We start from the raw sequence: 22,916 nt of genomic DNA, 5'->3' as shown, positions 1-22,916 counted from the left end.
GCGGGGTTGATGACCGGGGCGGGGGCAGGGTTGGTGACCTGAGTGCGGCCGGGGTTGATGGCTGGTGTGGACGCGGGATTGGTCACGCGGGTGCGGGTGCGGGTGCGGGTGCGGCTCGTGGCTGGGGTGGGGGTGTGGGCGACCTGGCGGAGGGCGGTGGCGATGAGCGAGAGCAGGCACTCGGTCAGCCCGAAGGTCGTGTCACCGTCCCGTGCGGCCCGCAGGAAACGCCGGTGGGCCAGGTCGAGAGGGGCGTCCACGTAGAGGGTCGGACGCGTCAGGTGGGTGTCGTCGCCCGCGAGCGTGCGCCACAGCTCGGGGGACAAGGACAGCGAGGTGCACACGTCGCCGCCCGCCGGATGGGCGAAATGTTCCTCCTGGCCGGGCAGCCCCAGGTAGGCCATCGTGGGGTCGGCGACGGCGGCCCGTCCGTCGGTCATCCGCCGGAACGTCCCCCTGCGCACCAGCACCACGCGGTGGCAGGAGCTCACCTCCGTGGGGGACCAGCCACGGTGGTCGTCGACGCAGGTCACCGCGTCGAGGGAGAACCCCGGCCCGGCACCGAGCAGCTTGGAGTGACGCACCCGCCGAACGTTACGCCGGAGGTACGACAATCCGCGGTGGTCTACGCCAGAGGTACGACAATCCGCGGTGGTCTACACCGGTGGTACGACAAACCGGGGCGGTCTACGCCGGTGGCGCGGCAAACCGGGGCGGTCGTCGGTCGGACGGTGGCTGCAAGGATGTTCAAGACCGGGCGGCCCCGCCACAGCCACGCTGGGACGCATGACAACCACGCTTTCCTCCATAGTCATCGACTGCGCCGACCCCACCGCCCTGGCCGCCTTCTACGCCAAGGCCACCGGCTGGCAGAGCACCGGCGGCGACGCCGACTTCGCCGGGCTCGAAGGCGGCCCCGTGCCGGTCTCCTTCCAGCGGGTCGACGGTTACCAGGGACCCGGCTGGCCGGCCGACGGCAAGCACCTGCACCTCGAGTTCAAGGTCTCCGACGTCGAGGCCGCCAAGCAGGAGCTGACCGCGCTCGGCGCCACCGTGCCCGACTTCCAGCCGGGCGGCGGCGACTGGACCGTGTTGCTCGACCCTGAGGGCCATCCCTTCTGTCTCATGGCCGGATAAGTCAGGTCGAAGGGAGCTTCGCGAAGAAGGTTCTGATGTCCTCCACCAGCAGCGTCGGAGCCTGCAGCGCGGCGTAGTGGCCGCCGTGCGCGAACTCCGACCAGTGCACGACGTTGTGCGCCTGAGAGGCGTACCGGCGCACTGTGCTGTCCCCGGGGAAGACGGCCACGCCCGTGGGCGTCGTCCCCGGGGACGACGGCGGCTCCCAGTCCGCGCCGCTCTCCCGGTAGATGCGGGCCGAGGAGCCGGCCGTCCCGGTCAGCCAGTAGACAGCCACGTTGGTGAGGAGGTCGTCGCGCGGCACCCCGCCGACGTCCTGACCCCACGAGGCGAACGCGTCCAGGGTCCAGGCGAGCAGCCCGGCAGGGGAGTCGGCCAGGGCGTAGGCGAGGGTCTGCGGCCTGGTGCCCTGGATGGCGGCGTACCCGGAGAAGTCCCGCCGCCACCGCTCCACCCCGCGCGCCCGCGCCACCTCCGCCTCCGTCAGCCCCGCCATGTCGTCGGTCACGAACGCGGTGAGCGCGTTCACGTGCACGCCCACCACCCGGTCGGGCGCCAGCCTGGCGACCGCCGGGGAGACCAGGGCGCCGAGGTCGCCGCCCTGCACGCCGTACCGGGGATAGCCGAGCCGGTCCATCAGCTCGGCCCAGGCGGCGGCGACCCGCCGCACGCCCCAGCCGGGCTCCGTGGCCGGGCCGGAGAAGGCGAAGCCGGGAACGGACGGGATGACCAGGTGGAAGTCGCGGCTCAGCGGCCCGGCGACGCGCGAGAAGTCCGCGAACGAGCTGGGCCAACCGTGCGTCATCAGCAACGGCAGCGCGTCCCGCCTGGGCGAGCGCACGTGCGCGAAGTGCACCAGCTGGCCGTCGATCTCGGTCGTGTACTGCGGCAGCGCGTTCAGCCTCGCCTCGTGCGCGCGCCAGGAGTAGCCCTCGCACCAGTACGCCACCAGCTCCCGCACCGCCTCCGGCGGCACCCCGTACGACCAGCCGACCCCGTCGAGCGCATCGGGCCAGCGGCTGCGCTCCAGCCGTTCGCGCAGGTCGTCGAGCCGGTCCTGGGCTATGTCGATGACGAATTCGTCCATGCAGGAAACGCTAGGCGGCAATGCGGTCAGAATCAGGCCACAATGGGGGACGTGCTGGACACCTCAGCGAGACTCCTGCGCCTGCTGTTCCTCCTGCAGACCAGGCGCGACTGGCCCAGCGCCGACCTGGCCGACCGGCTCGGCGTCGCGCCCAGGACGGTGCGCCGCGACATCGACCGGCTGCGCAGCCTCGGCTACCCGGTCCACTCCACGCCCGGCGTCTCCGGCGGCTACCGGCTGGGCAGAGGCGCCGAGCTGCCGCCGCTGCTGCTCGACGACGACGAGGCCGTGGCGGTCGCGGTCGGCCTGCGCACCGCCGCGAACGGCACGGTGACCGGCATCGAGGAGACCTCGCTGCGCGCCCTGGCCAAGCTCGAACAGGTCCTGCCCGCCCACCTGCGCAGCCGGGTGAACACGTTGCAGACCCACACCGTCCGCATCAACCGCGAAGGACCCACGGTGGACGCCGACGTGCTGACCCGCGCGGCCGCCGCCTGCCGCGACCGCGAGCAGCTCCGCTTCGACTACACCGACCACCAGGGGCGCAGCGCGGAGCGGAAGGCGGAGCCGCACAGCCTGGTCACCAAGGGCAACCGCTGGTACCTCGTCGGCTGGGACGTCGAACGCGCCGCCTGGCGGACCTATCGCGCCGACCGGATCCGCCTGCGCACCCCCAACGGCCCCCGTTTCGTCCCGCGCGAGCCGCCGGAGCCCGACGTCGCCGCCTGGGTCCAGAACGGCCTGGCGCACGAGATGTGGCCGGTCGAGGGCCGCTTCCTCGTGCACGCCCCGGCCGCGCGGATCGCGGGCAGGACCGCGGGCACGGTCGAGCCCGACGGCGACGACCGCTGCGTGCTCACCCTGCGCGGCGACGACCTGCACCTCATGGCCGTCGTCGTGGCCTTCCTCGACGTCGATTTCGAGGTGCTCGAACCGCCGGAGCTGAGAGATCGCCTCCACGTTCTCGGGCGGCGCCTGCTCTCCTCTAGAATCTGATTCTGTGTCGTCGACGTCAGCATTTTTCACGCAGAAGCAGGGCGAGCTGGTGCCCGCACCGCACGCCCGCGGTCCCTGGTCCCCCGACATGCTGCACGGCCGCCTGCTGGGCGGGCTGGCCGCGCGCGCGATCGAGGCGGAGCACGCCCAGCCGGGGCTGCACTTCGCCCGGCTCACGGTGGATCTGTTCCGCAACAGCCCGATGCTGCCCGTGACGGTCGAGACGTCCCTCGTCAGGGACGGGCGCCGGATCAGGGTGGCCGACGCGACGATCTCCACCGCCCAGGGCGTGATCGGGCGGGCCAGCGCGGTCCTGCTGCGGACGAGCGAGCAGCCCGCCCGCGAGCAGACGCTTGTCACGCCGCCGTGGGACGTGCCGCCGCCCGACGGGCCGCCGGTCGAGCCGGCCGGCTGGCGCCCGCCGTTCGACCTGTGGCGGCTGACCGGCTGGGGCGAGCCGGGGCCCGGGAGAGTGTGGCTGCGCGAGACGTACCCGCTGGTGGACGACGAGCCGCTGTCCCCGTTCGTACGGACCGCGCTGGCCGCCGACTTCGCCAGCCCGCTGAGCAACGTCGCCACCACCGGCCTGCACTACATCAACGCCGACTACACGCTGACCCTGGCCAGGCTCCCCGAGGGCGACCTCATCGGCGTCGAGGCCACCGGGCACGCCGGCACCGGCGGTGTCGCGACAGGGCAGGTCACCCTGCACGACACCGCGGGACCGATCGGCTTCTGCCTGGTGACGGCGATCGCCAACCCCTCGATGGGCTGACCGGCCGCCGGCGTCAGGCGGGGCGCTCGGTGCGGTCGCCCGACCAGTCCGTGTGGAAGGCGCCCTCGCGGTCCACGCGGAGGTAGGTGTGCGCGCCGAAGAAGTCGCGCAGCCCCTGCACCAGCGCGGCGGGCAGCCGCTCGCGACGCAGCCCGTCGTAGTAGGCCAGCGCCGAGGAGAAGCCCGGCGTCGGCACGCCGATGCGCACGGCCGTGGTCACCACCCGCCGCCACGCCTCCTGCGCGGCGTCCAGCGCGGCCGCGAACGTCGGGTCGGCCAGCAGCGTCGGCAGCCCGGGGTTCGCGTCGTAGGCCGACCGGATCCGGTCGAGGAACTTGGCCCTGATGATGCACCCGCCACGCCAGATGGTGGCCATGGCGCCCAGGTCCAGGTCCCAGCCGTACTCCTTCGAGGCGGCGGCCATCTGGTCGAAGCCCTGCGCGTACGCGACGATCTTGGAGGCGTAGAGGGCCTGCCGGACGTCCTCGACGAGCTCGCGGCCGCCGACCCCGCTCAGGTTCGGGCCCTGCAGCGAGGCCGCGGCGGCGCGCTGCTCCGGGTGCCCCGACAGCGCGCGGGCGAAGGTCGCCTCGGCGATGCCCGTCACGGGCACGCCCAGGTCGAGCGCGCTCTGCACGGTCCAGCGGCCGGTGCCCTTCTGCTCGGCCTGGTCCACCACGATGTCCACGAACGGCTTGCCCGTCGCCGCGTCCACCTGGTCCAGCACCTCGGCGGTGATCTCGATCAGGTACGAGTCGAGCTCCCCGCGGTTCCACTCCCTGAACACCTCGGCCAGCTCGGCCGGCGAAGCCCCCAGGGCCTGGCGCAGCAGGTCGTAGGACTCGGCGATGAGCTGCATGTCCGAGTATTCGATGCCGTTGTGCACCATCTTCACGAAATGCCCGGCACCGTCGGGGCCCACGTGCACCGCGCACGGCACCCCGTCCACCTTGGCCGAGATGTCCTGCAGGATCGGGCCGAGCGCCTCCCACGACTCCTTCGACCCGCCCGGCATGATGCTCGGGCCGTTGAGCGCGCCCTCCTCGCCGCCCGAGATGCCGGTGCCCACGAAGTGCAGGCCTCGCTCGCGCAGCGCGGCCTCGCGCCGCCTGGTGTCGGCGAAGTGCGCGTTGCCGCCGTCGACGATCATGTCGCCCGGCTCCATCAGGTCGGCGAGCTGGTCGATCACCGCGTCGGTGCCCGCGCCCGCCTTCACCATGATGATCGCTCGCCGTGGCCGCTTGAGCGAGGCCACGAACGCGGCCAGCTCCTCGGACGGCACGAACGTCCCCTCCTGGCCGAACTCCTTGACCAGCTGCTGGGTACGGGCGTGCGAACGATTGTGCACGGCCACCGCGTAGCCGTGCCTGGCCAGGTTGCGGGCCAGGTTGCGCCCCATGGTGGCCAGGCCGGTGACGCCGATGTCTGCCAAGTCCATTTCAGCTCCTTTGTGGGGAAATACGCATGATCCAGCCCGGAGGTTCGGCGGGATATTCCTGGTTCAGTCAGTCTGCCGCACGCCGAGCTCGTCGAGCCGGTCGAGCATGTCGGCCGGATCGGCGTAGACCCTGAAGGCCCCGGCGCGTTCGAGCTCGTCCCTGCCGTACCCGCCGGACAGCAGGCCGATGCCCAGCGAGCCGGCCCGGCGGGCGGCGAGCAGGTCCCAGACGCTGTCGCCCACCACCATGGCATGCGCCGGGTCCACCTTGACCAGCGCCGCCCCGGCCAGGAACAGGTCGGGGTCCGGCTTGGCCCTGCGCACCATGTCGCGGGTGACCATCGGCGTGTCATCGGGCAGGCCCAGCATGCCGAGCGCGAGCCGCGCGGTGCGGGCGTAACCGCTGGTCGCGATGGCCCACGGCACGCCGCGCTCGGTGAGCTCCGACAGCAGCTCCGGCGCGCCGGGCAGCGGCTTGACGGAATGGACCTGCTCCTCGTACGCCTCCGCGTGGACGGTCTGCAACCGGTCGATCTGCTCGCGCGTCAGCTGCAGCCCGGTCTCGCGCAGCAGCGCGCTGACGAACAGCCCGCCGCTCATGCCGATGCGCCGGTGGATGCGCCACACCGACAGGTCGATCCCCATGGAGGACAACGCCTGCCGCCACGCCACGACGTGCTGATAGACGCTGTCGATCAGGGTGCCGTCCAGGTCGAACAGAAACGCCGGGGCGGGAGCCTGCGGGAACTCGTACATGGGTCCATGACACCATGAACCACTATGCGGATCATCATCGCGGGTGGGCACGGGCAGATCGCACTTCGCCTGGAGGAACGCCTCGGTTCGGGCGCGGCCGGGCTGGTGCGCAACCCCGCCCACGTCGCCGACGTCGAGGCCACCGGGGCCGAGGCCGTGGTGTGCGACCTGGAGCGGGCGAGCACCGAGGAGGTGGCGGAGCTGCTGCGCGGCGCCGACGCCGTGGTCTTCGCGGCCGGCGCGGGGCCGGGCAGCGGCGCTGCTCGCAAGGACACGGTCGACCGGGGCGCCTCCGTGCTGCTCGCGGACGCGGCCGAGCGGGCCGGTGTGCGGCGCTTCGTCCAGATCTCCTCCATGGGCGCGGGCAAGCCGCCGCGTGCGGACGGCGACGACGTCTGGGCCGCCTACATCAAGGCCAAGACCGAGGCCGAGGACGACCTGCGCGCCCGCGACCTCGACTGGACCGTCCTGCGGCCGGGACGCCTGACCGACGAGCCCGGCACGGGGCTGGTGCGGCTGGCCCCCGAGGTGCAGCCGGGGGCGGTGCCGCGCGACGACGTGGCCGCCGTCATCGTGGCGCTGCTGGCGAATCCGGGCACCATCGGGCAGACGCTCGAACTCGTCTCCGGCGACACCCCCATCTCCGCCCTCGTTGCGACAGAGTGAGGTCGTGACGGAATATCGCGTACTTGGACGTACCGGTCTCAAAGTCAGCCCCCTCTGCCTCGGCGCGATGATGTTCGGCTGGTGGGGCGAATCGGATCCCGAGGAGTCGGCCCGGATCATCGACCGGGCGCTCGACTCGGGCGTCAACTTCATCGACACCGCCGACGTCTACTCGCAGGGGCAGTCGGAGGAGTTCGTCGGCCAGGCGCTGGCCAAGTCCGGCAAGCGTGACGAGGTGGTGCTGGCCACCAAGTGCCACCAGCCCATGGGCCAGGGCCCCAACGAGCGGGGCAACTCCCGCCGCTGGATCTTCCAGGCCGTCGAGAACAGCCTGCGCCGCCTCGGCACCGACTGGATCGACCTCTACCAGATCCACCGGCCCGACCCGGCCACCGACATCGACGAGACCCTCGGCGCCCTCACCGACCTCGTACGTCAGGGCAAGGTCCGCTACATCGGCAGCTCCACCTTCCCCGCGCACCTCATGGTGGAGGCGCAGTGGGCGTCGGAGCGGCGCTCGCTGGAGCGGTTCGTGTGCGAGCAGCCCCCCTACTCGCCGCTCGTGCGCGGCATCGAGGCCGACGTGCTGCCCACGGCCGAGAAGTACGGCATGGGCGTCATCGTCTGGAGCCCGCTCGCCGGCGGCTGGCTGACCGGCCGCTACCGCAAGGGCCAGGACCAGCCCGAGACCCGCAGGTCGGCCATGCTGCCTCAGCGCTACGACCTGGCGCTGGAGGGCAACCAGCGCAAGCTGGACGCCGCCGAGCAGCTCGCGGTGCTGGCCGAGGAGGCCGGGATCACGCTGATCGAGCTGTCGCTGGCGTTCACGATCAGGCATCGGGCGGTGACCTCGGCCATCATCGGGCCGCGCACCATGGAGCACCTGGACAGCCAGCTCAGCGCCGCCGAGGTGCGCCTGTCCGACGACGTCCTCGACAGGATCGACGAGATCGTCGCGCCCGGCGTCACGCTGAACGCGGCCGACGCGGGCTGGCAGCCGCCGGAGCTGGCCGAGGCGAGCCTGCGCAGACGCCCCTGACCGGACACTGAACGGGTACTGGCCGGATGCTTTGCCGATTGCTGGCTATGACATGCGGCATGCGCGGCTAAATGTCCCCTGAGCGTTTAAGAGGGGACGTAGCGATGTCGGACATGCCGTTCAGGTCGTTCTTTGGCGGGGATCCGTTCAGCGGATTCGAGGAGCTCACGGGCCGGGTGTTCGGCGGCATGGAGGGCTGGCCGCCGTCCCGGCCCGGCGTGCAGCGGGTGGACGTGAGCCGGCTGCTCAGCGACTCGGCCAAGCAGGTGCTCAGCAGAGCCATGGAGTCGGCCGGCCGGCGCGGCGCGCAGGACCTGGACGTGATCGACATCCTCGACGCGCTGACCGGCGACGACGCCGTCCAGTCCCTGCTGCGCGCGGCGGGCGTGGACCCCGGCCGGCTGCACGACCACATCGGCGAGCAGACCGGGCGGGGCGAGGCCGGCGAGCCGCCGGCGACGCTCTCCCCGGCGGCCAAACGGGCCGTACTGGACGCCCAGCGCATCTCGCGCGCGATGCAGTCGTCGTACATCGGGCCTGAGCACCTGCTGCTCGCGATCGCCGCCAACCGCGACTCCGGCGCCGCCCGCCTCCTGCGGGGGCTGGGCGTCTCGGCGGAGGACCTGCAGGAGGCGCTCATGTCCGGCGCGGCGCGGGCGGGCGACGGCCGCACCGGCTCCGGGGACACGCCGGCACTCGACGAGTACGGCCGCGACCTCACGGAGGAGGCCCGGCAGGGCAGGATCGACCCCGTCGTCGGCCGCGAGGACGAGATCGAGCAGTGCATCGAGGTGCTCTCGCGCCGTACCAAGAACAACCCGTGCCTCATCGGCGAGCCGGGCGTCGGCAAGACCGCCATCGTCGAGGGCATCGCCCAGCGCATCGTGAACGGCAGCGTGCCCGACACGCTCAAGGACCGGCGGGTGATCGCCCTGGACCTGACCGGGATGGTGGCCGGGTCGAAGTACCGAGGCGAGTTCGAGGAGCGCATCAAGAAGGTCATCGACGAGGTGCGCGCGCACGCCGACGAGACCATCGTCTTCATCGACGAGGTCCACACCTTGATCGGCGCGGGCTCGGCCGAGGGCGGCATGGACGCCGCCAACATCCTCAAGCCCGCCCTGGCCCGCGGCGAGCTGCACGTCATCGCCGCCACCACGATCGACGAGTACCGCAAGAACATCGAGAAGGACGCCGCGCTCGAACGCCGGCTCCAGCCCATCCTGATCGCCGAGCCCAGCGTCGAGGAGACGGTCGAGATCCTGCGCGGGCTCCGGGACGCGTACGAGGCCCACCACCAGGTCCGCATCACCGACGAGGCCCTGGACGCGGCCGCGAACCTGTCGGACCGCTACATCTCCGACCGGTTCCTGCCCGACAAGGCCATCGACCTCATGGACCAGGCGGCCGCCAGGGTACGCCTGCGCTCCAGCACCCCCGCCGCCGACGTGCGCGAGCTGGAGGAGCGGCTCGACGCGCTGCGCAGGGAGAAGGACCAGGCCGTCGCCGCCGAGGACTACGACCGCGCCAAGGACCTGACCACGCAGATCGACAAGATGCGGCCGGAGGTGGGGCGCGCCAGACACGGCCAGGACACCGTGCCCCAGGTCATGGTCGAGGACATCGCCCAGATCGTCTCCCGCCGCACCGGCATCCCCGTCACGCAGCTCACCGAGCAGGAGCGCGAGCGTCTCATGCGCCTCGAAGAGCACCTGCACGAGCGCGTGATCGGCCAGGACGAGGCCGTGATCGCCATCGCCGAGGCGGTACGCAGGGCCAGGGCCGGCCTGTCGGACCCGAACCGCCCGATCGGCAGCTTCCTGTTCCTCGGCCCGACCGGCGTCGGCAAGACGGAGCTGGCCAGGGCGCTGGCCGCCGCGCTGTTCGGCGGCGAGGACCACATGGTGCGCATCGACATGAGCGAGTTCCAGGAGCGGCACACGGTCTCGCGCCTGATCGGCGCGCCGCCCGGATATGTCGGGTACGAGGAGGCCGGTCAGCTCACCGAGGCCGTACGCCGCCGCCCGCACGGCGTCATCCTCCTGGACGAGATCGAGAAGGCCCACCCCGACGTCATGAACATCCTGCTGCAGATGCTCGACGACGGCCGCCTCACCGACGGCCAGGGCCGCACGGTCGACTTCACCAACACGATCGTCATCATGACCAGCAACATCGGCGCCCAGCTCATCCTGGACTCCGAGGGCGACAGCCCGGAGCTCGAAGACCGGCTCATGGACCTGCTGCGCCACTCGCTGCGGCCCGAGCTGCTCAACCGCATCGACGAGACGATCATCTTCAAGCGGCTGGAGCGCGAGCAGCTCCGCCAGATCGTGGACCTGCTGCTGGAGCGCACCCGGCAGCGGCTGCGCGGCCAGGGCGTCGCGCTGGAGGTCACGGACGGCGCCAAGGACTGGCTGGCGGCGCGCGGCTACCAGCCCGAGTTCGGGGCCAGGCCGCTGCGCCGCACGGTGCAGCGGGAGGTGGACAACCGGCTGTCCACGATGCTGCTGACGGGCGAGGTCCGCGAGGGCGGCAAGGTCACGATCGACGTGGCGGACGACCGGCTCATGCTCAGGGCGCACGATCCGGAGCCGGCCGCCTGATCCGGAGCGGGCAGGCCGATCTGGAGCCGGCCGCCTGATCCGGTGCCGGCTGCCTGATCCGCTGCCGGCCGCGTGATCCGATTTCGGGTGCCTGATCCGATTCCGAACCCGCCGTCCTGCCTGCGGATCCGGGCGTCCCCCTCTACCCTGAGGGCGGCTGCCAACAGGCGGGAGGCGATCGTGGGAAAGACGCCGCCGGGCACGGGCCCGCTGTCGCCCGACTACAGCGGGCTCGATCCCGAGCTCATGGACCCGTTCATCACCACCTTCAAGACCGGCGCGGACCGGATCGGCCAGGAGGCCGAGGCGCTGCGCCGGCTCCTGGAGCGCGCCCGGCTGCCGGTCTCCGGCCTGCAGCCGCTCGCCGCCACCCTGCTGTGGCTGGACGGGCGGCTTCCCGACCTGCGCCGCCGCCTCCAGGTCGCCAGGTCGGCGAACGCGCTGATGCCCTGGCGTACCGGGCTGCTGCCGTTCGACGAGTCCCGGCTGCTGCCGGCCGGCGAGGCCAGGCGGCAGGGCGCGGCACTGGCCGACAGGTTCAAGGACGCGAAGTCGAGCTTCGGCGTGGTCGGGAACAAGCCGGACAACGACGCGCTCGCCGCGCTCATCGCCGAGCTGGACGCCCACCGCGACGCCCCTGACTTCACCGCCGCCTTCTTCGCCCGGCTCGGCGCCGACGGGACCCGCGGCATCGCCGGCAAGCTCAAGCGGGGGATGCGCGACTCCGACGCGGCGATCGACGTGGTCAGCCGCGCGTTCGGCACGGCGGTCCGCAGCGGGGACGTCGTCACGCGCTCCCGCGACACCGACGCGGCGGTGCTCACGGGCACGGACGTGCCCGGCTTCGCCAGGCTCAAGCGGGAGCTCGCGCGGGAGACCGGGCACGTGGGCGACGAGTCGCTCGGCTACCTGCTCAGGGCCGGCGACTTCCCGCCCGCCTGGCTCGCCGAGGTGGTGAAGAAGCACGCGCTGGATCCCACCGGTCCCCGTCACCCCCGGCTCCAGGGCCAGGACATGGCGGGTTACCTGGACGCGCTGGGCAACAACCCGGCCGCCGCCCGGCTGGCGATCGCGGCGGCGACCAAGGGCGGCGTCCCGCTGTCCCAGCTGCTGCGTGATCTGCACTGGCGGACCAGGACCTCCTTGACGTCGGACGATCACGCGCCGGACGCGGCGAGCGCGTTCGGGCGGATGCTGGCCGCAGCGGCCGGGGCCTACGACGAGAAGGACGGCGCCCACTCGCCGGAGGCGGCCACGTTCGCCTTCGACCTGATGCGGGCGCTGCCGGATCTGGAGGATCCCCAGCTGCCGGCCAGCATGCGCCTGCAGGAGCCCACCAAGTGGCACCTGGCGGAGATCGCCGGCGCCTACGCGACGGAGATCACCGAGGGGGCGAACCTCGGCGACGCCAACCGCACGCAGGGCAGCCAGTTCGGTCCCGTCAGCTCGAACGTGGCGGGGATGAATCCGTCCTTCCGGCTGTCACCGGAGGACACGTATGCGTTCGTCAAGCTGTTCGCGAACACGCCGGAGAACCTCAAGCCGTTCGCCGCCGGCATGGGCGCGTTGTCCGACCGCCTCGTGCGGGAGGCCGCACAGGCCGACGGCGGGCGGGGCATCGAGCACCTGCAGCGGGCCATGGCGGCGCTGGGCTACGCGGCCGGGATGCAGTTCGCGGCCGAGCGGTCGGTGCAGGGCAAACTCGACCAACAGGACAAGGAGTTCCGGGAGGGGCAACTGGCCTATCTCGGGTTCCTCGCCAACGCGGCGGGGATCGGCGTGCCGCTGCAGGGGCAGGCGCTGTGGCTGGTGCTGAGCGCGATGGGGAGCGAGGGGCTGAACTCGCTGACCGAGATCGGCGAGACCCGGCTGGACGCGCTCGGCGACCGCAGCACGCAGGCCACGCTGGCGAAGGAGCGGTGGCTGGCGGACATGCTGATGGCCAACGGGTTCAAGCCCAAGGTGCCGGCCGGGGACGAGCGGTTCAACAATCCGCCGATCAGCGACGAGAACGGGCGGCTGCTGCCGTTCGAGAAGATCGCTCAGGACCGGCCGGCGATGCGCAACCTCAACAACTGGCTGATCGCCAACGGCTCGGGCGGGACCGACTCGTCCAAGCTCGGGGAGGCGGTCGAAGCGCTGGACGTCGTCTTCCGGGGGGCGCGCGACAAGGCCATGAGCGCCGAGAGGTCGGGGTTCGGCTGATCGCTCATTTCGCCGGAAGGCACTCCGTTTCGCCCTTCACCAGCATCTGACCCCGCGCGGGTGAGGCGAGCACGAGGCGGAGATGGAGATCCTTGTTGACGACCTCCTGCTGCGTGTCGCTGGCATTCGCGGCCGTCAGATCGTATTCGGCCACTTTGTCCAGCGCGCCGATCAAGGAAAGCGTCAAGATGCCCGAGTCCGGAGATCCGATGCTCTCCTTTCCTGTGGCGGCGTAAGTGCGTTTGACCTTGCCGTCGCCGCAGGGGACGTCCTTGCCGCCCGCGTCCGTGACCTCGACGTCCTTGGCCTGGGCCCCGGTGAGCGTGCGCGTGATGTGATCCTTGAGCGTCTCCCCGGCCTCGGCGGCCGTCGGAACCTGGGGAGCGGCCGGCCCCCCACATCCGGTCAGCGTGAAAAGCGCGATGAGGGATACCGCATATGTGCGCCATGCCGGAATTGCCATCAATTTCCTCCGAAGACAGACCAGCATCCCGACAAGTCTCGTAATGTCCGAACGGTCGGGCAAGCTGTTCCGCGAATTCTCCTAGGAAAGACGATGGCTCCCGTACCGAATCCGCGCCATGCGGAATTGCAGCAGGCCGTCGCCGAGGCCAGGTCGCACCTGGACCGGCTGGAGACGGCACTCGATCCCGCCTACCAGCAGTTCACCGGCCAGGCCATCTGGGTCGGGCGCACCGCCCAGGGCTTCGCCAGGGAGCTGACGGGGCACCGCGCCCGCGTGCGGGCGGTGGCGAGGGACGTCCTCGCCACCCTTGAGGCGGAGCTGCGCGGCACGCCGCGTGAGGTGTCACCGGGCGAGGCCAGGGACGCCTGACCCGTCACTCCATGGCCGTCCGGGCCAAGTGCTCGCACTCCGCCAGCGTCAGCCCGGCGAGGGCGTCCCGCACGGCGGGGACGCACCCGGGCGCCATGGACAGGCTCGTCACGCCCAGCCCGGCCAGCACGGGCGCGAGCAGGGGATCGCCCGCCGCCTCCCCGCACACGCCGACCGGCTTGCCCGCCTGCCGGCCCGCCTGCGCGCACAGCGCGATCAGCTCCAGCAGCGCGGGCTGGCGCGGATCCAGGAGGTCGGCCAGGGCGGAGTGCTGACGGTCGGCGGCGAAGGTGTACTGGGCCAGGTCGTTCGTGCCGATGCTGAGGAAGTCCACCTCCCGCAGCAGCCGCCCCGCCCGCAGCGCCGCCGCCGGGACCTCGACCATGGCGCCGACTCTGGCGATGCCCCTGGCCCTGGCGCGGCGGGCGAAGGCGGTGGCCTCCGCCACGGTGGTGACCATGGGCGCCATCACCCACGCCTGCCGGCCCGTCGCGCGGGCCGCCTCGGCGATCGCGTCGAGCTGGGTGTCCAGTACGCCGGGCAGCAGCCGGTCCACCCGCAGCCCGCGTATGCCGAGCGCCGGGTTCGCCTCCTCGGGCAGGCCGAGGAAGGGCAGCGGCTTGTCGGTGCCCGCGTCCAGCGTGCGCACGATCACGCTCTCCGCCTGCTCGAACACCTCGGCGTACGCGCTCACCTGCTCCTCGAACGACGGCGCCCGCGTACGGTCGAGGAACAGGAACTCCGTCCTGAACAGCCCGACCCCCTCCGCACCCGGCCGCAGATCCTTGGCCGAGCCGATGTTGAGCAGCAGCTTGACCGGATGGCCGTCGGCGGTCCTGCCCGGGCCCGTGCTCGCGGCCAGCCTGGCCCGCTCCGCGCGGTCGCCCTCCCTGACCTCGGCTACCGCCTCCTCGGTGAGACCGACGGTGATCTCGCCGGTGCCGCCGTCCACGCCGACGACCGTGCCGTCGGGGACGGACATGACGCCCGCGCAGGCCACCACGGCGGGCAGGCCGCGGCCCCGGGCCAGGATGGCGGTGTGGCTCGTCGGGCCGCCCCGCTCGGTGACCAGCGCGAGCACGTCGGGTCCCAGGCCCGCGGTGTCGGCGGGTGAGAGGTCCGCGGCGGCCAGCACGTACGGGTGGCCGGGGGAGGGCAGGCCCGGCATCGGCAGGTCCAGCGCGAACGCGACCGCCCGGTGCTTGAGGTCGTCCAGGTCGGCGGCCCGCTCGGCGACGTAGCCGCCGAGCGCGGCGAGCTCGTCCCGGTGCCCGGTGAAGGCCGCGTCCAGGGCGTGGGCGGCGTCCATGCCGTCCCGCGCCCGCCGCTCGGCCTCCTCGCGCAGTATCGGGTCGTCGGCCATCATCGCCAGCGCCTCGAGGATCTCCGCCGCCTCGGCGCCCCCGGCGCTCCCGGCGTCGCGGGCGGTGGCGGCGCGCCGGTTCAGGTCGGCGGTCACCGTCTCCAGGGCCTTGGCGACGGTGGCCGCCGCGGCCGCCGGGTCGGTGACCTGGCGGGGCGCGGGCAGCACCGGTGGCGGGGCCATCCGGAGCAGCGGCCCCGCCGCACGGCCGCGGCTGACGCCCAGCCCGGTGAGCCGCTCAACGGCATCCGCCCAGGGGCCGCTGTCAGGACGGATGCCGCCGTCACGTGAGACACCCCCACCGGGTGCGCCACCACCGGGTGCGCCGCTCGCGGTGGCGCCGTCTGGCGGGGTGCCGGTTCGGGACGAATCGCCGGGGGACGCGCCGGGGGAGGCGCTGCCTGGGGTGCCGTCAGGGGTGGCGGGGTCAGGCATCGAGGGCCTCTTCCGCGTCCAGGTCGCGCGACAGCAGCGCCACCAGCGTGTCCAGAGCCTCCTCCGCCCCCGGCCCGTTCGCTTCCAGCGTCACCTCGGTGCCGTGCACCGCCCCCAGCGACAGCACCCCGAGCATGCTCTTGGCCGGGACCGCCTTCTCGCCCAGCCGCACCGTCACCGGCACCCCCAGCCGGACCGCCGCCTGTACGAACAGCTTGGCCGGCCGGGCGTGCAGCCCGCTGGCCGAGGCCACGGCGACCGTTCGCTGTGCCATGACACGCCTCCTATCAGCACTGATTGCTCAGTGCTCGATTCCTCAGTGCCCGATTTCGCAGCATCCGATTCCTGGGGCCCGATTGCGCGGGCAGCCCGGTACTTGTCAGCGTTCGAATTCTCAGGGCTCGATCGTGACCTTGATGGCCGCGCCCCTGCTGACGAGATCGATCCCGTCGAGCACCTGGGACAGCGGCAGCCGGTGGGTGATCAGGTCCGCCACCACGACGGCACCCTCGGACACCAGCCGCAGCGCCTCCGCGTTGTGCGCCGGGCTGGAGCCGTTCGCGCCGACGATGGTCAGCTCCCGGTAATGCACCAGGTTGGAGTCGAGCGCGATGGTCGGATCGTCCTTGGGCAGCCCGCCGAAGAAGCTGATCCGCCCCTGCCTGGCCGCCATCCGCACCGCCTGCTCCTGCGCCGCCCCAGAGGCCGCCGCGGTGATCACCACGTCCGCGCCCCTGCCTCCGGTCAGCTTGAGCACCTGCTCGACCGGGTCGGAGTCGATGGCCGCGTCCGGGCCCACCAGCTCGGCGGCCATCGCCAGCCGCTGCGCGTTGACGTCCACGAGGAAGACCCGCGCGGCACCGCGCGCCCGTGCCAGGCGTACGTGCAGGCACCCGATCGGGCCCGCGCCCATCACCACCACGTCGTCGCCCGGACCGACGCCCGCCAGCGACTGGCCGTTCAGCACGCACGCGAGCGGCTCGGCCACCGACGCCTCCGCGAAACCGACGCCGTCCGGGATGGTGTTGACGCCGTCCACGGCGAGCACCTTCGCGGGGACGATCAGGTACTCGGCGAAGCCGCCGTCGTAGTGATAGCCCATCGACTCCTGGTTCGGGCAGACCGTCTGCCGGCCGCGCACGCACTCCTGGCACGTTCCGCACGGGATCGCGGCGATCACCTGGACGCGCGCGCCCGTGTCCACGACCTCGCCGGCGATCTCGTGGCCCATCACCCGCGGCGGCCTGATGTGGTGGTGGCCGAACTTCAGGATCTTGGCGTCCGTGCCGCACGTCGAGCAGTTGCGTACCCGGATCTTCAGCTCGCCCGGCCCGGCGACGGGCTCGGGCGCGTCCTCGATCCTGATGTCGCCCGGGGCATGGAATCTGGCGACCTTCACATGAGCTCCTTCAGTACCTGCGAGACCTCCGTGGCCTCGCGCAGCGTCCTCGCGCGGTCGGGGTCGAGCAGGATGTCGGCCAGCGCCGCCAGCAGCGGCACGTGCCCGTCCGCCCTGGCCGCGATGCCGACACACAGCGTCACCTGCTCGCCGTCCCAATCCACGCCGCCGGGGAAGCGCACCACGCAGATCGCGTCGCGCTTGATGTCGTCTTTGGAGGCGTTCGTGCCGTGCGGGATGGCCACACCCTCGCCCACGTACGTGGAGATCGTCCGCTCACGTTCGAGCATGGCCTCGATGTACGGCTCCGCGACCGCCCCCACCTCGACCAGCGCCCGCCCGCACCGGCGGATGGCCGCGGTGCGGTCGGAGGCGCTCTCGTTCAGCAGGACCGCCCGCGGGTCGAGCAGGTCGTCACGCATCGACCGTGCCGCCGTTCTTGATCGTGGACACCAGCCGGGTCACCGCCGGGTCCCCGAGGAAGACCTGGAACGACACCAGCACCTTCCCGGGGGCGGCGGCCCTGGCCCTGGCGGCGAGCCCGGCGTGGCACAGGACCACGTCGGCGTCGTCGGGGATGGAGTTCACCGGGGTGTGCTCGACGCTGACGCCGGTCTCCTTGAGCTGCTTGCGCAGCTGGGAGGCGAGCATCACGCTGCTGCCCATCCCGGCGTCGCACGCCACGATGATCTTGTGGATGTCCTTGCTGTCGATGCTGGGCATGGCTCAGGCCTCCTTGGCGGCGGGTTCGGTGGCGGACCCGTGAACGGATCCGCCGGTAGGCGCGTCAGCGTCAGCGGGGCCGGCGGACGCGCTGGTGGAGCCGGCGGCGGATTCGTCCCGGCCGACGGGTTCTTCCTTCTTCTCGCCCCTGCCGAAGCCGAGCAGGATGGCGGCGACCGCGAAGGTCACGGCGGTGGCCACCAGGATGCCCAGCGCGGAGCTGAGCCAGCCGCCCTTCGGGGTGACCGCGAGGTAGGCGAAGATGCTGCCGGGCGACGGGGTGGCGACCAGTCCGGCACCGGTGATCATGAAGGTGAAGACCCCGGCCGCGCCGCCCGCGATGACGGCCAGGATGAGGCGCGGCTTCATCAGCACGTAGGGGAAGTAGATCTCGTGGATCCCGCCGAAGAAGTGGATGATCATCGCGGCGGGGGTGCTGGGCCGCAGCTCGCGCGGCCCGAACAGCAGGTACGCCACCAGCAGCCCGAGCCCGGGACCCGGGTTCGACTCCAGCATGAACAGGATCGACTTGCCCTGCTCCGCTGCCTCGGCGACGCCGAGCGGGCCGAGCACGCCGTGGTTGATGGCGTTGTTCAGGAACAGCACCTTGGCCGGCTCGATCAGCACGGACGCCACGGGCAGCAGGTTGTTCGTGATCAGCCAGCTCACCGCGTTGCCCGCGGCCGAGGTCACGGTCTCCACGATCGGGCCGATGCCCAGCATCCCGACGACGGCCATCGCGCCGCCCACGATGCCGGCGGTGAAGTTGTCCACCAGCATCTCGAAGCCGGCCTTGGTCCGCTCCTCCGTGAACTTGTCCACATATTTCAGGATCAAGGCGGTGAGGGGGCCGATGATCATCGCGCCGAGGAACATCGGGGCGTCCGTGCCTACCACGACGCCCATCACCGCCACCGCGCCGACGACCGCGCCGCGCTGCCCGTGCACCATCCGGCCGCCGGTGTAGGCGATGAGGATCGGCAGCAGCATCGAGATGATCGGGCTGACCATCTTCGCGAGCGTCTCGTTCGGCAGCCAGCCGGTCGGGATGAAGAGGGCGGTGATGAGGCCCCAGGCGATGAACGCGCCGATGTTCGGCATGATCATGCCGGCCAGATGGCCGCCGATGCGCTGGATGGTGGCCTTGACACCGGTGCCGGTGACCCTGGGTGTGTAAGTGTCGGCCATGGGACGTGCTCCTTCGGGGGGATGAGCAGTTGATCAGCCGTTAGGGGAGTGGAACGGGGGCAGGAGGGGCCGGGGAGGTCAGGAGCCTGGCGGGGTCGGGCGGATGGACGGTGACGCCGCCCTCGTCGATGTCACCCGGAGCGGGCATCCGGCTGCCGGGCAGGCCGACCGCGGCGGCGCCCCAGGCCAGGGCGCGCGCGAGAGCTTCGGGGCCGTGCCCGCCGCCGGCCAGGAAACCGGCCAGCATGGCGTCGCCCGCTCCGACGGAGCTGCGCGGCTCGGTCACCGCGGCCTCGCCGTACCAGACGCCGTCCTCCTCGACGAGGACGGCGCCGTCGGCGCCCAGGCTGGCCAGCACCGTGCGCGCGCCCGAGGCCCGCAGCTTGGCCGCGGCCTCCACCACGTCGCCGAGGCAGCGGATGCGCAGCCCCGTGGCGCCGGACAGCTCTTCGAGGTTCGGCTTGACCAGGGCGGGACCGGCGCCGAGCGCGCAGGAGAGCGCGGGGCCGCTGGTGTCCACCGCGACCTGGATGCCCGCGCCCGCGAACCTGCGGCACAGCCGGGCGTAGACGTCCTCCGGCACCTCGGGCGGCAGGCTGCCGGACGCGACCACCCAGTCGGCGCCCCGGTCGTCGGAGTGGGCCGCGGCCAGCACGGCGTCGGCGATCGTGTCGAGCTCCCCGGGGGACAGGGCGGTGCCGGGTTCGTTGATCTTGGTGATGGTGCCGTCGGGCTCGGCGAGCGTGACGTTCGACCTGGTCCTGCCCGCCACCGGCACGGTGATCATGTCCAGCCCCTCCGCGGCGAGCAGGCGGACGAGCTGCCGGCCCTCGTCGCCGCCGAACGGCACCACCGCCAGCGCGGCGACGCCGTTGGCCAGCAGGGCGCGCGAGACGTTCACGCCCTTGCCGCCGGGGTCGAGGTGGGCGGTGGCGGCGCGGATGACCGCGCCCCTGTCGAGTGCGGCGATCTCGATGGTGCGGTCGAGGCTGGGGTTGAGCGTCAGGGTGAGGATCATGCCCTGATCACCTCCGGGCCCGCCGCCGCCAGGTCGGCGGCCAGCATCAGGTCCAGCCCGGTGTCGGTGATCACGACGTCGATCTGGCTCAGCTCGGCGAACGTGGCCAGGTACGTGTTGGTGAACTTCGTGTGGTCGGCCAGCAGCACGCTGCGCTGCGCGGCCTTGACCATGGCCCGCTTGATCGCCGCCTCCGCCGGGTCGGGCGTGGTCAGCCCCCGCGTGAGCGAGCAGCCGTTGGTCGCCATGAAGGCCACGTCCACGTTCAGGCAGGCCAGCGGGCGCAGCGCCCAGTCGTCCACCGTGGCGAGCGTCTTGCCGCGCACCCGGCCGCCGAGCATGATCACGTGCAGGTTGGCCCGGGAGGCCAGCGCGGTGGCCAGGGGCGGGGAGTTGACCACGACGGTGAGCTCGCGGTCGGCGGGCAGCACCTGGACCAGGCGGCCCGTGGTGGTGCCCGCGTCGATGATCACTGAGCCGTCCTCGGGCAGCTCGGCGAGCGCGGCCTTGGCGATGCGTTCCTTCTCGGCCGTCATGACCTCGTCGCGGGTGGCCAGCGCGGGCTCGAACCCCAGCCGCTCCACGGGGATCGCGCCCCCGTGAACCCGGCGCAGCACGCCCGCCCGCTCCAGCAGGGTGAGGTCGCGGCGGATGGTCTCGGTGGTCACGTCGAGCTCGGCCGCCAGCGTCACCACGTCGACGCGGCCCGCGTCCCGCGCCCTCCGCAGGATCTCCTGCTGCCGCTCCTCGGCGTACATGATGTTGGTTCACCGCCGTTTCGGGTTGGTTTCATCTGTGTTTATACCCGTTTTCGTTGGCTGGTCAAGAGTCTGTGGGCCGAATCTGGTAGTTATAGCGGGTGCGAATCAAGCCTCTGGCCGCCGCGGCGGTAGCCGCGCCCCTTGTCCTCATGCTCGCTGGGCCGGCTCACGCCGCCAGCGCGAAGTCACCCAAGGTGCCCGCGGGCACCACGGCCGCGTGGGTGGTGTTCGACCGGCAGGCGGGCTCGTTCGTGGCCGTCAGGAACGCGCACAGGAAATACCGCTCGGCCTCGGTCGTGAAGATCCTCATCGCGATCGACTACCTGGAGCGGCGCAAGAGCGTGCCCGCCGCCGACGCGGGCCTGCTGAAGGTCATGCTGCGCTCCAGCGACGACGACGCGGCCTCGGCGTTCTGGAACCGGGGCGGCAAGGGGCAGATCATCGTCAGGACGGCACGCAAGCTCGGGCTGTCCGACACGACGCCGCCGCCCGCCTCCAAGCCGGGCTTCTGGGGCTACACCTCGCTCAGCGCGTACGACATCGTGCGCACCTACCGCTACCTGCTCGACAGGGCCGACGCCAAGGTCAGGGACACGATCCTGGGGCACCTGCGGCAGTCCACGCCGTGCGGGACCGACGGCTTCGACCAGACCTTCGGCATCCCCGACGCGGTCCCCAAGCCGTGGGCGGTCAAGCAGGGCTGGTCGGGGTTCGGCACCACGCCGCCGATCAGGTGCGACGCCAAGGCGGCCAGCGCGCCCATCTCCTGGGTCGCGCAGCGCGTCACCGGCTCGGGCGTGCCCGACTACGGCCGGCCCGTGCTGCACACGACGGGGCTGGCCGGCAAGGGCGACCGGTTCATCCTGGCCGTGCTGACCGCCCATCCGGTCGGCGGCACGTGGAGCGGCTCGGTCAAGCGCGTCACCACCTTGACGAGAGACCTCTACCGCAGCGTGTCCTGAAACCCTGCGAACGGCCGCTCGGACGCGGGCCTGAGTACGGGCTTGAACGCGGGCTCAGGCTCGGACACGGGCTTGAACGCGGGCGAAAGCCGCGTCAGGACGGCTTGGCCTTGGCGTAGTCGGCGGCCCCGCCCGCGAAGTCGTACACGACGGCCTGCTCGTCCCCGACCACCCAGGCGTCGTGCCCGGGCGGGCACACGAACACCTCGCCGGGCCCGGCCTCGGCCTCGGTGCCGTCGTCCATCCGCAGCCGCAGCCGGCCCGCCGCGACGAACCCGTTGTGGTGGACCTGGCACGACTCGGTCCCGACGATCGGCTTGACCGACTCCGACCAGCGCCATCCCGGCTCGAACGTGGCGACGCCGAAGGTCAGGCCGCTGAGGTTGCACACCTCCAGATGCCCTCTCGGGAAGTCCCGCCGCTCGTCCGGCTTGTCGATGCTCTTGACTTCGATCATGACGTCCCCCTCCCGTCACTCCAGTCTTACCCGGACCTCTTCCTGGGGTGGGGTTTAGCTGGGCAAATACCTCTTTATTGGGTTGCGATTCGCCATGATCGTGATAGTCGTAAGAGATGGCGGATGGAACAAGCGCACTGGACCGGGTCCTCCGGCAGGCGGGCGGGCCGGAGATCCTGGACGTGCTGGCCGAGCGGCTGCCCGGCGCCGACCTGACCACGCTCCTGCTGGAGGTGATGCGCCGGCGCGCCCAGGCGCTGTCGCCGGCCGACGTCCTGCGCCGCTACGGCCACGACCGCTTCGTCGCCCCCGCCCAGGTGCCCTTCAAGCGGCTGCGTCGGGCGGAGGACGCGGTGCTCTCGGCGGTCCCCGCGGACGTCGAGCTGATCACCCTGGCCCCGGTCGCGCCGCTCGGCGCCCACACGGCGCTGGGCCCGGTCGACCAGAACAAGGTCGTCTCCACCATCAGGAACAGCGAGGTCGCCGCCGACCCCACCAACGGGCTCGCCTTGGAGGCCGCGCTGCGCCGCCGCGCCGCGCCCGGCCCCGCTCCGGTACGCCTGGCGACCCTGCAACGCGTCGTACGCGCCCAGCGGGTCGAAGGCGCCGCCACCTTCGCCCACTTCACGCTGTTCGGCCTCGTCACCGCCGGGCGCGACACCGGCGACCTGGCCTTCGAACGGCAGCACGTGGCCGAGCACCTGGCCGTCCTGACCGCCGCCGTCCGCGCCTGCGGGGTGACGGACCCGCAGGTCCAGGTCACGGTCCTGGACGAACGCTTCGAGCGCGCCGCCGAGGCGCTGGACGCCGCCCGGGACCCGGACCGGCAGAGCGGCCGCGGCTACTACTCCGGCCTGTGCTTCAAGATCAACGGCAACGGGCTGGAGCTGGGCGACGGCGGGTTCGTCGACTGGACGGCCCGCCTGCTCGGCAACCGCAAGGAGCGCCTGCTGATCAGCGCCCTGGGCGTCGACCGCCTCACCTGACCGGGCGGAAAGGCCCCGGCGTGCGGGCCGAGCGGATGGAAGGCCCGGAGCGAGAGCGCTGAGCGGGCGGAAGCCCCAGAGTGC

23 protein-coding genes and 1 pseudogene are annotated in these 22,916 nt (G+C 72.1%); 10 read left to right on the top strand and 14 right to left on the bottom strand.

The window, feature by feature from the left end:
• Nucleotides 1-584, bottom strand: a pseudogene (locus ABEA43_RS50095) (hypothetical protein); the annotation flags it as partial.
• A gap of 202 nt (nucleotides 585-786) precedes the next feature.
• On the opposite strand from ABEA43_RS50095, the gene ABEA43_RS50090 reads away from it, so the two are divergent.
• On the top strand, nucleotides 787-1,137 hold the full coding sequence (locus ABEA43_RS50090) for a VOC family protein (RefSeq protein ID WP_345573190.1): 351 nt from the start codon (nucleotides 787-789) through the stop codon (nucleotides 1,135-1,137).
• A 1-nt stretch (nucleotide 1,138) separates the two neighbouring features.
• On the opposite strand, the gene ABEA43_RS50085 is transcribed toward ABEA43_RS50090, so the two are convergent.
• The gene (locus ABEA43_RS50085; protein WP_345573189.1) at nucleotides 1,139-2,224 is read right to left on the bottom strand and encodes an epoxide hydrolase family protein; all 1,086 of its coding nucleotides are present in this window, start codon (nucleotides 2,222-2,224) and stop codon (nucleotides 1,139-1,141) included.
• 51 nt (nucleotides 2,225-2,275) lie between these two features.
• Between ABEA43_RS50085 and ABEA43_RS50080 the strand changes: the two genes are divergently transcribed.
• Both ABEA43_RS50080 and ABEA43_RS50075 read left to right on the top strand, forming a co-directional pair.
• Entirely contained in the window at nucleotides 2,276-3,220 is a 945-nt protein-coding gene (locus ABEA43_RS50080) for a helix-turn-helix transcriptional regulator (RefSeq protein WP_345573188.1), read from the top strand.
• A gap of 4 nt (nucleotides 3,221-3,224) precedes the next feature.
• A complete protein-coding gene (locus ABEA43_RS50075; RefSeq protein WP_345573187.1) occupies nucleotides 3,225-3,995 on the top strand; it encodes an acyl-CoA thioesterase domain-containing protein in 771 nt (256 codons plus the stop codon).
• A gap of 13 nt (nucleotides 3,996-4,008) precedes the next feature.
• Here ABEA43_RS50075 and gndA read toward each other — a convergent pair whose 3' ends face one another.
• Entirely contained in the window at nucleotides 4,009-5,433 is a 1,425-nt protein-coding gene (gene gndA / locus ABEA43_RS50070) for an NADP-dependent phosphogluconate dehydrogenase (RefSeq protein WP_345573186.1), read from the bottom strand.
• A gap of 63 nt (nucleotides 5,434-5,496) precedes the next feature.
• Nucleotides 5,497-6,189: an HAD family hydrolase gene (locus ABEA43_RS50065; RefSeq protein ID WP_345573185.1), complete on the bottom strand. Its 693-nt coding sequence runs from the start codon at nucleotides 6,187-6,189 to the stop codon at nucleotides 5,497-5,499.
• 24 nt (nucleotides 6,190-6,213) lie between these two features.
• Here ABEA43_RS50065 and ABEA43_RS50060 point away from each other — a divergent pair, with 24 nt between their 5' ends.
• From ABEA43_RS50060 to ABEA43_RS50045, 4 genes are all read left to right on the top strand, one after another.
• Nucleotides 6,214-6,855: an SDR family oxidoreductase gene (locus ABEA43_RS50060; RefSeq protein WP_345573184.1), complete on the top strand. Its 642-nt coding sequence runs from the start codon at nucleotides 6,214-6,216 to the stop codon at nucleotides 6,853-6,855.
• 4 nt (nucleotides 6,856-6,859) lie between these two features.
• On the top strand, nucleotides 6,860-7,894 hold the full coding sequence (locus ABEA43_RS50055) for an aldo/keto reductase (protein WP_345573183.1): 1,035 nt from the start codon (nucleotides 6,860-6,862) through the stop codon (nucleotides 7,892-7,894).
• Between the two features lie 104 nt (nucleotides 7,895-7,998).
• Nucleotides 7,999-10,500: an ATP-dependent Clp protease ATP-binding subunit gene (locus ABEA43_RS50050; protein WP_345573182.1), complete on the top strand. Its 2,502-nt coding sequence runs from the start codon at nucleotides 7,999-8,001 to the stop codon at nucleotides 10,498-10,500.
• Nucleotides 10,501-10,680: 180 nt separating this feature from the next.
• Nucleotides 10,681-12,705 (top strand): hypothetical protein, encoded by a 2,025-nt coding sequence (locus tag ABEA43_RS50045; RefSeq protein WP_345573181.1) that lies wholly within the window; start codon nucleotides 10,681-10,683, stop codon nucleotides 12,703-12,705.
• 4 nt (nucleotides 12,706-12,709) lie between these two features.
• Here ABEA43_RS50045 and ABEA43_RS50040 read toward each other — a convergent pair whose 3' ends face one another.
• Nucleotides 12,710-13,195, bottom strand: a complete 486-nt coding sequence (locus ABEA43_RS50040; protein WP_345573180.1) for a hypothetical protein — start codon at nucleotides 13,193-13,195, stop codon at nucleotides 12,710-12,712.
• A 66-nt stretch (nucleotides 13,196-13,261) separates the two neighbouring features.
• On the opposite strand from ABEA43_RS50040, the gene ABEA43_RS50035 reads away from it, so the two are divergent.
• Nucleotides 13,262-13,540, top strand: a complete 279-nt coding sequence (locus tag ABEA43_RS50035) for a hypothetical protein (RefSeq protein WP_345573179.1) — start codon at nucleotides 13,262-13,264, stop codon at nucleotides 13,538-13,540.
• Nucleotides 13,541-13,544: 4 nt separating this feature from the next.
• Here ABEA43_RS50035 and ptsP read toward each other — a convergent pair whose 3' ends face one another.
• The 8 genes from ptsP to ABEA43_RS49995 all read right to left on the bottom strand — a co-directional run bounded on the left by ptsP (nucleotide 13,545) and on the right by ABEA43_RS49995 (nucleotide 20,424).
• Entirely contained in the window at nucleotides 13,545-15,338 is a 1,794-nt protein-coding gene (gene ptsP / locus ABEA43_RS50030) for a phosphoenolpyruvate--protein phosphotransferase (protein WP_345573178.1), read from the bottom strand.
• Nucleotides 15,331-15,612 (bottom strand): HPr family phosphocarrier protein, encoded by a 282-nt coding sequence (locus ABEA43_RS50025; protein WP_345573177.1) that lies wholly within the window; start codon nucleotides 15,610-15,612, stop codon nucleotides 15,331-15,333. Before ABEA43_RS50025 ends, ptsP begins: the two co-directional genes overlap by 8 nt.
• 120 nt (nucleotides 15,613-15,732) lie before the next feature.
• The gene (locus ABEA43_RS50020) at nucleotides 15,733-16,737 is read right to left on the bottom strand and encodes a zinc-dependent dehydrogenase (protein WP_345573176.1); all 1,005 of its coding nucleotides are present in this window, start codon (nucleotides 16,735-16,737) and stop codon (nucleotides 15,733-15,735) included.
• A complete protein-coding gene (locus ABEA43_RS50015; RefSeq protein WP_345573175.1) occupies nucleotides 16,734-17,159 on the bottom strand; it encodes a PTS mannitol transporter subunit IIA in 426 nt (141 codons plus the stop codon). Before ABEA43_RS50015 ends, ABEA43_RS50020 begins: the two co-directional genes overlap by 4 nt.
• Nucleotides 17,152-17,460, bottom strand: coding sequence for a PTS lactose transporter subunit IIB (locus ABEA43_RS50010; RefSeq protein WP_345573174.1), 309 nt, complete (start codon nucleotides 17,458-17,460; stop codon nucleotides 17,152-17,154). The genes ABEA43_RS50015 and ABEA43_RS50010 overlap by 8 nt, the downstream gene beginning before the upstream one ends.
• A gap of 3 nt (nucleotides 17,461-17,463) precedes the next feature.
• Nucleotides 17,464-18,648, bottom strand: a complete 1,185-nt coding sequence (gene mtlA / locus ABEA43_RS50005) for a mannitol-specific PTS transporter subunit IIC (RefSeq protein ID WP_345573173.1) — start codon at nucleotides 18,646-18,648, stop codon at nucleotides 17,464-17,466.
• 40 nt (nucleotides 18,649-18,688) lie between these two features.
• The gene (pfkB, locus tag ABEA43_RS50000; protein WP_345573172.1) at nucleotides 18,689-19,666 is read right to left on the bottom strand and encodes a 1-phosphofructokinase; all 978 of its coding nucleotides are present in this window, start codon (nucleotides 19,664-19,666) and stop codon (nucleotides 18,689-18,691) included.
• Nucleotides 19,663-20,424 carry a DeoR/GlpR family DNA-binding transcription regulator gene (locus ABEA43_RS49995; RefSeq protein ID WP_345573171.1) on the bottom strand — a complete coding sequence of 254 codons (762 nt, stop codon included), beginning with the start codon at nucleotides 20,422-20,424 and terminating at the stop codon, nucleotides 19,663-19,665. Before ABEA43_RS49995 ends, pfkB begins: the two co-directional genes overlap by 4 nt.
• A 101-nt stretch (nucleotides 20,425-20,525) precedes the next feature.
• Here ABEA43_RS49995 and ABEA43_RS49990 point away from each other — a divergent pair, with 101 nt between their 5' ends.
• Nucleotides 20,526-21,389 (top strand): D-alanyl-D-alanine carboxypeptidase family protein, encoded by an 864-nt coding sequence (locus tag ABEA43_RS49990; RefSeq protein WP_345573170.1) that lies wholly within the window; start codon nucleotides 20,526-20,528, stop codon nucleotides 21,387-21,389.
• A 94-nt stretch (nucleotides 21,390-21,483) separates the two neighbouring features.
• On the opposite strand, the gene ABEA43_RS49985 is transcribed toward ABEA43_RS49990, so the two are convergent.
• The gene (locus tag ABEA43_RS49985) at nucleotides 21,484-21,846 is read right to left on the bottom strand and encodes a cupin domain-containing protein (RefSeq protein ID WP_345573169.1); all 363 of its coding nucleotides are present in this window, start codon (nucleotides 21,844-21,846) and stop codon (nucleotides 21,484-21,486) included.
• Nucleotides 21,847-21,962: 116 nt separating this feature from the next.
• On the opposite strand from ABEA43_RS49985, the gene ABEA43_RS49980 reads away from it, so the two are divergent.
• On the top strand, nucleotides 21,963-22,832 hold the full coding sequence (locus ABEA43_RS49980; protein ID WP_345573168.1) for a hypothetical protein: 870 nt from the start codon (nucleotides 21,963-21,965) through the stop codon (nucleotides 22,830-22,832).
• Nucleotides 22,833-22,916: the final 84 nt, after the last annotated feature.

The organism is Nonomuraea rosea (genome assembly GCF_039539705.1).
Classification (GTDB): Bacteria; Actinomycetota; Actinomycetes; order Streptosporangiales; family Streptosporangiaceae; genus Nonomuraea; species Nonomuraea rosea.
Note: the sequence above shows the minus strand (reverse complement) of the source record. Positions and strands in the feature narration are given on the sequence as shown.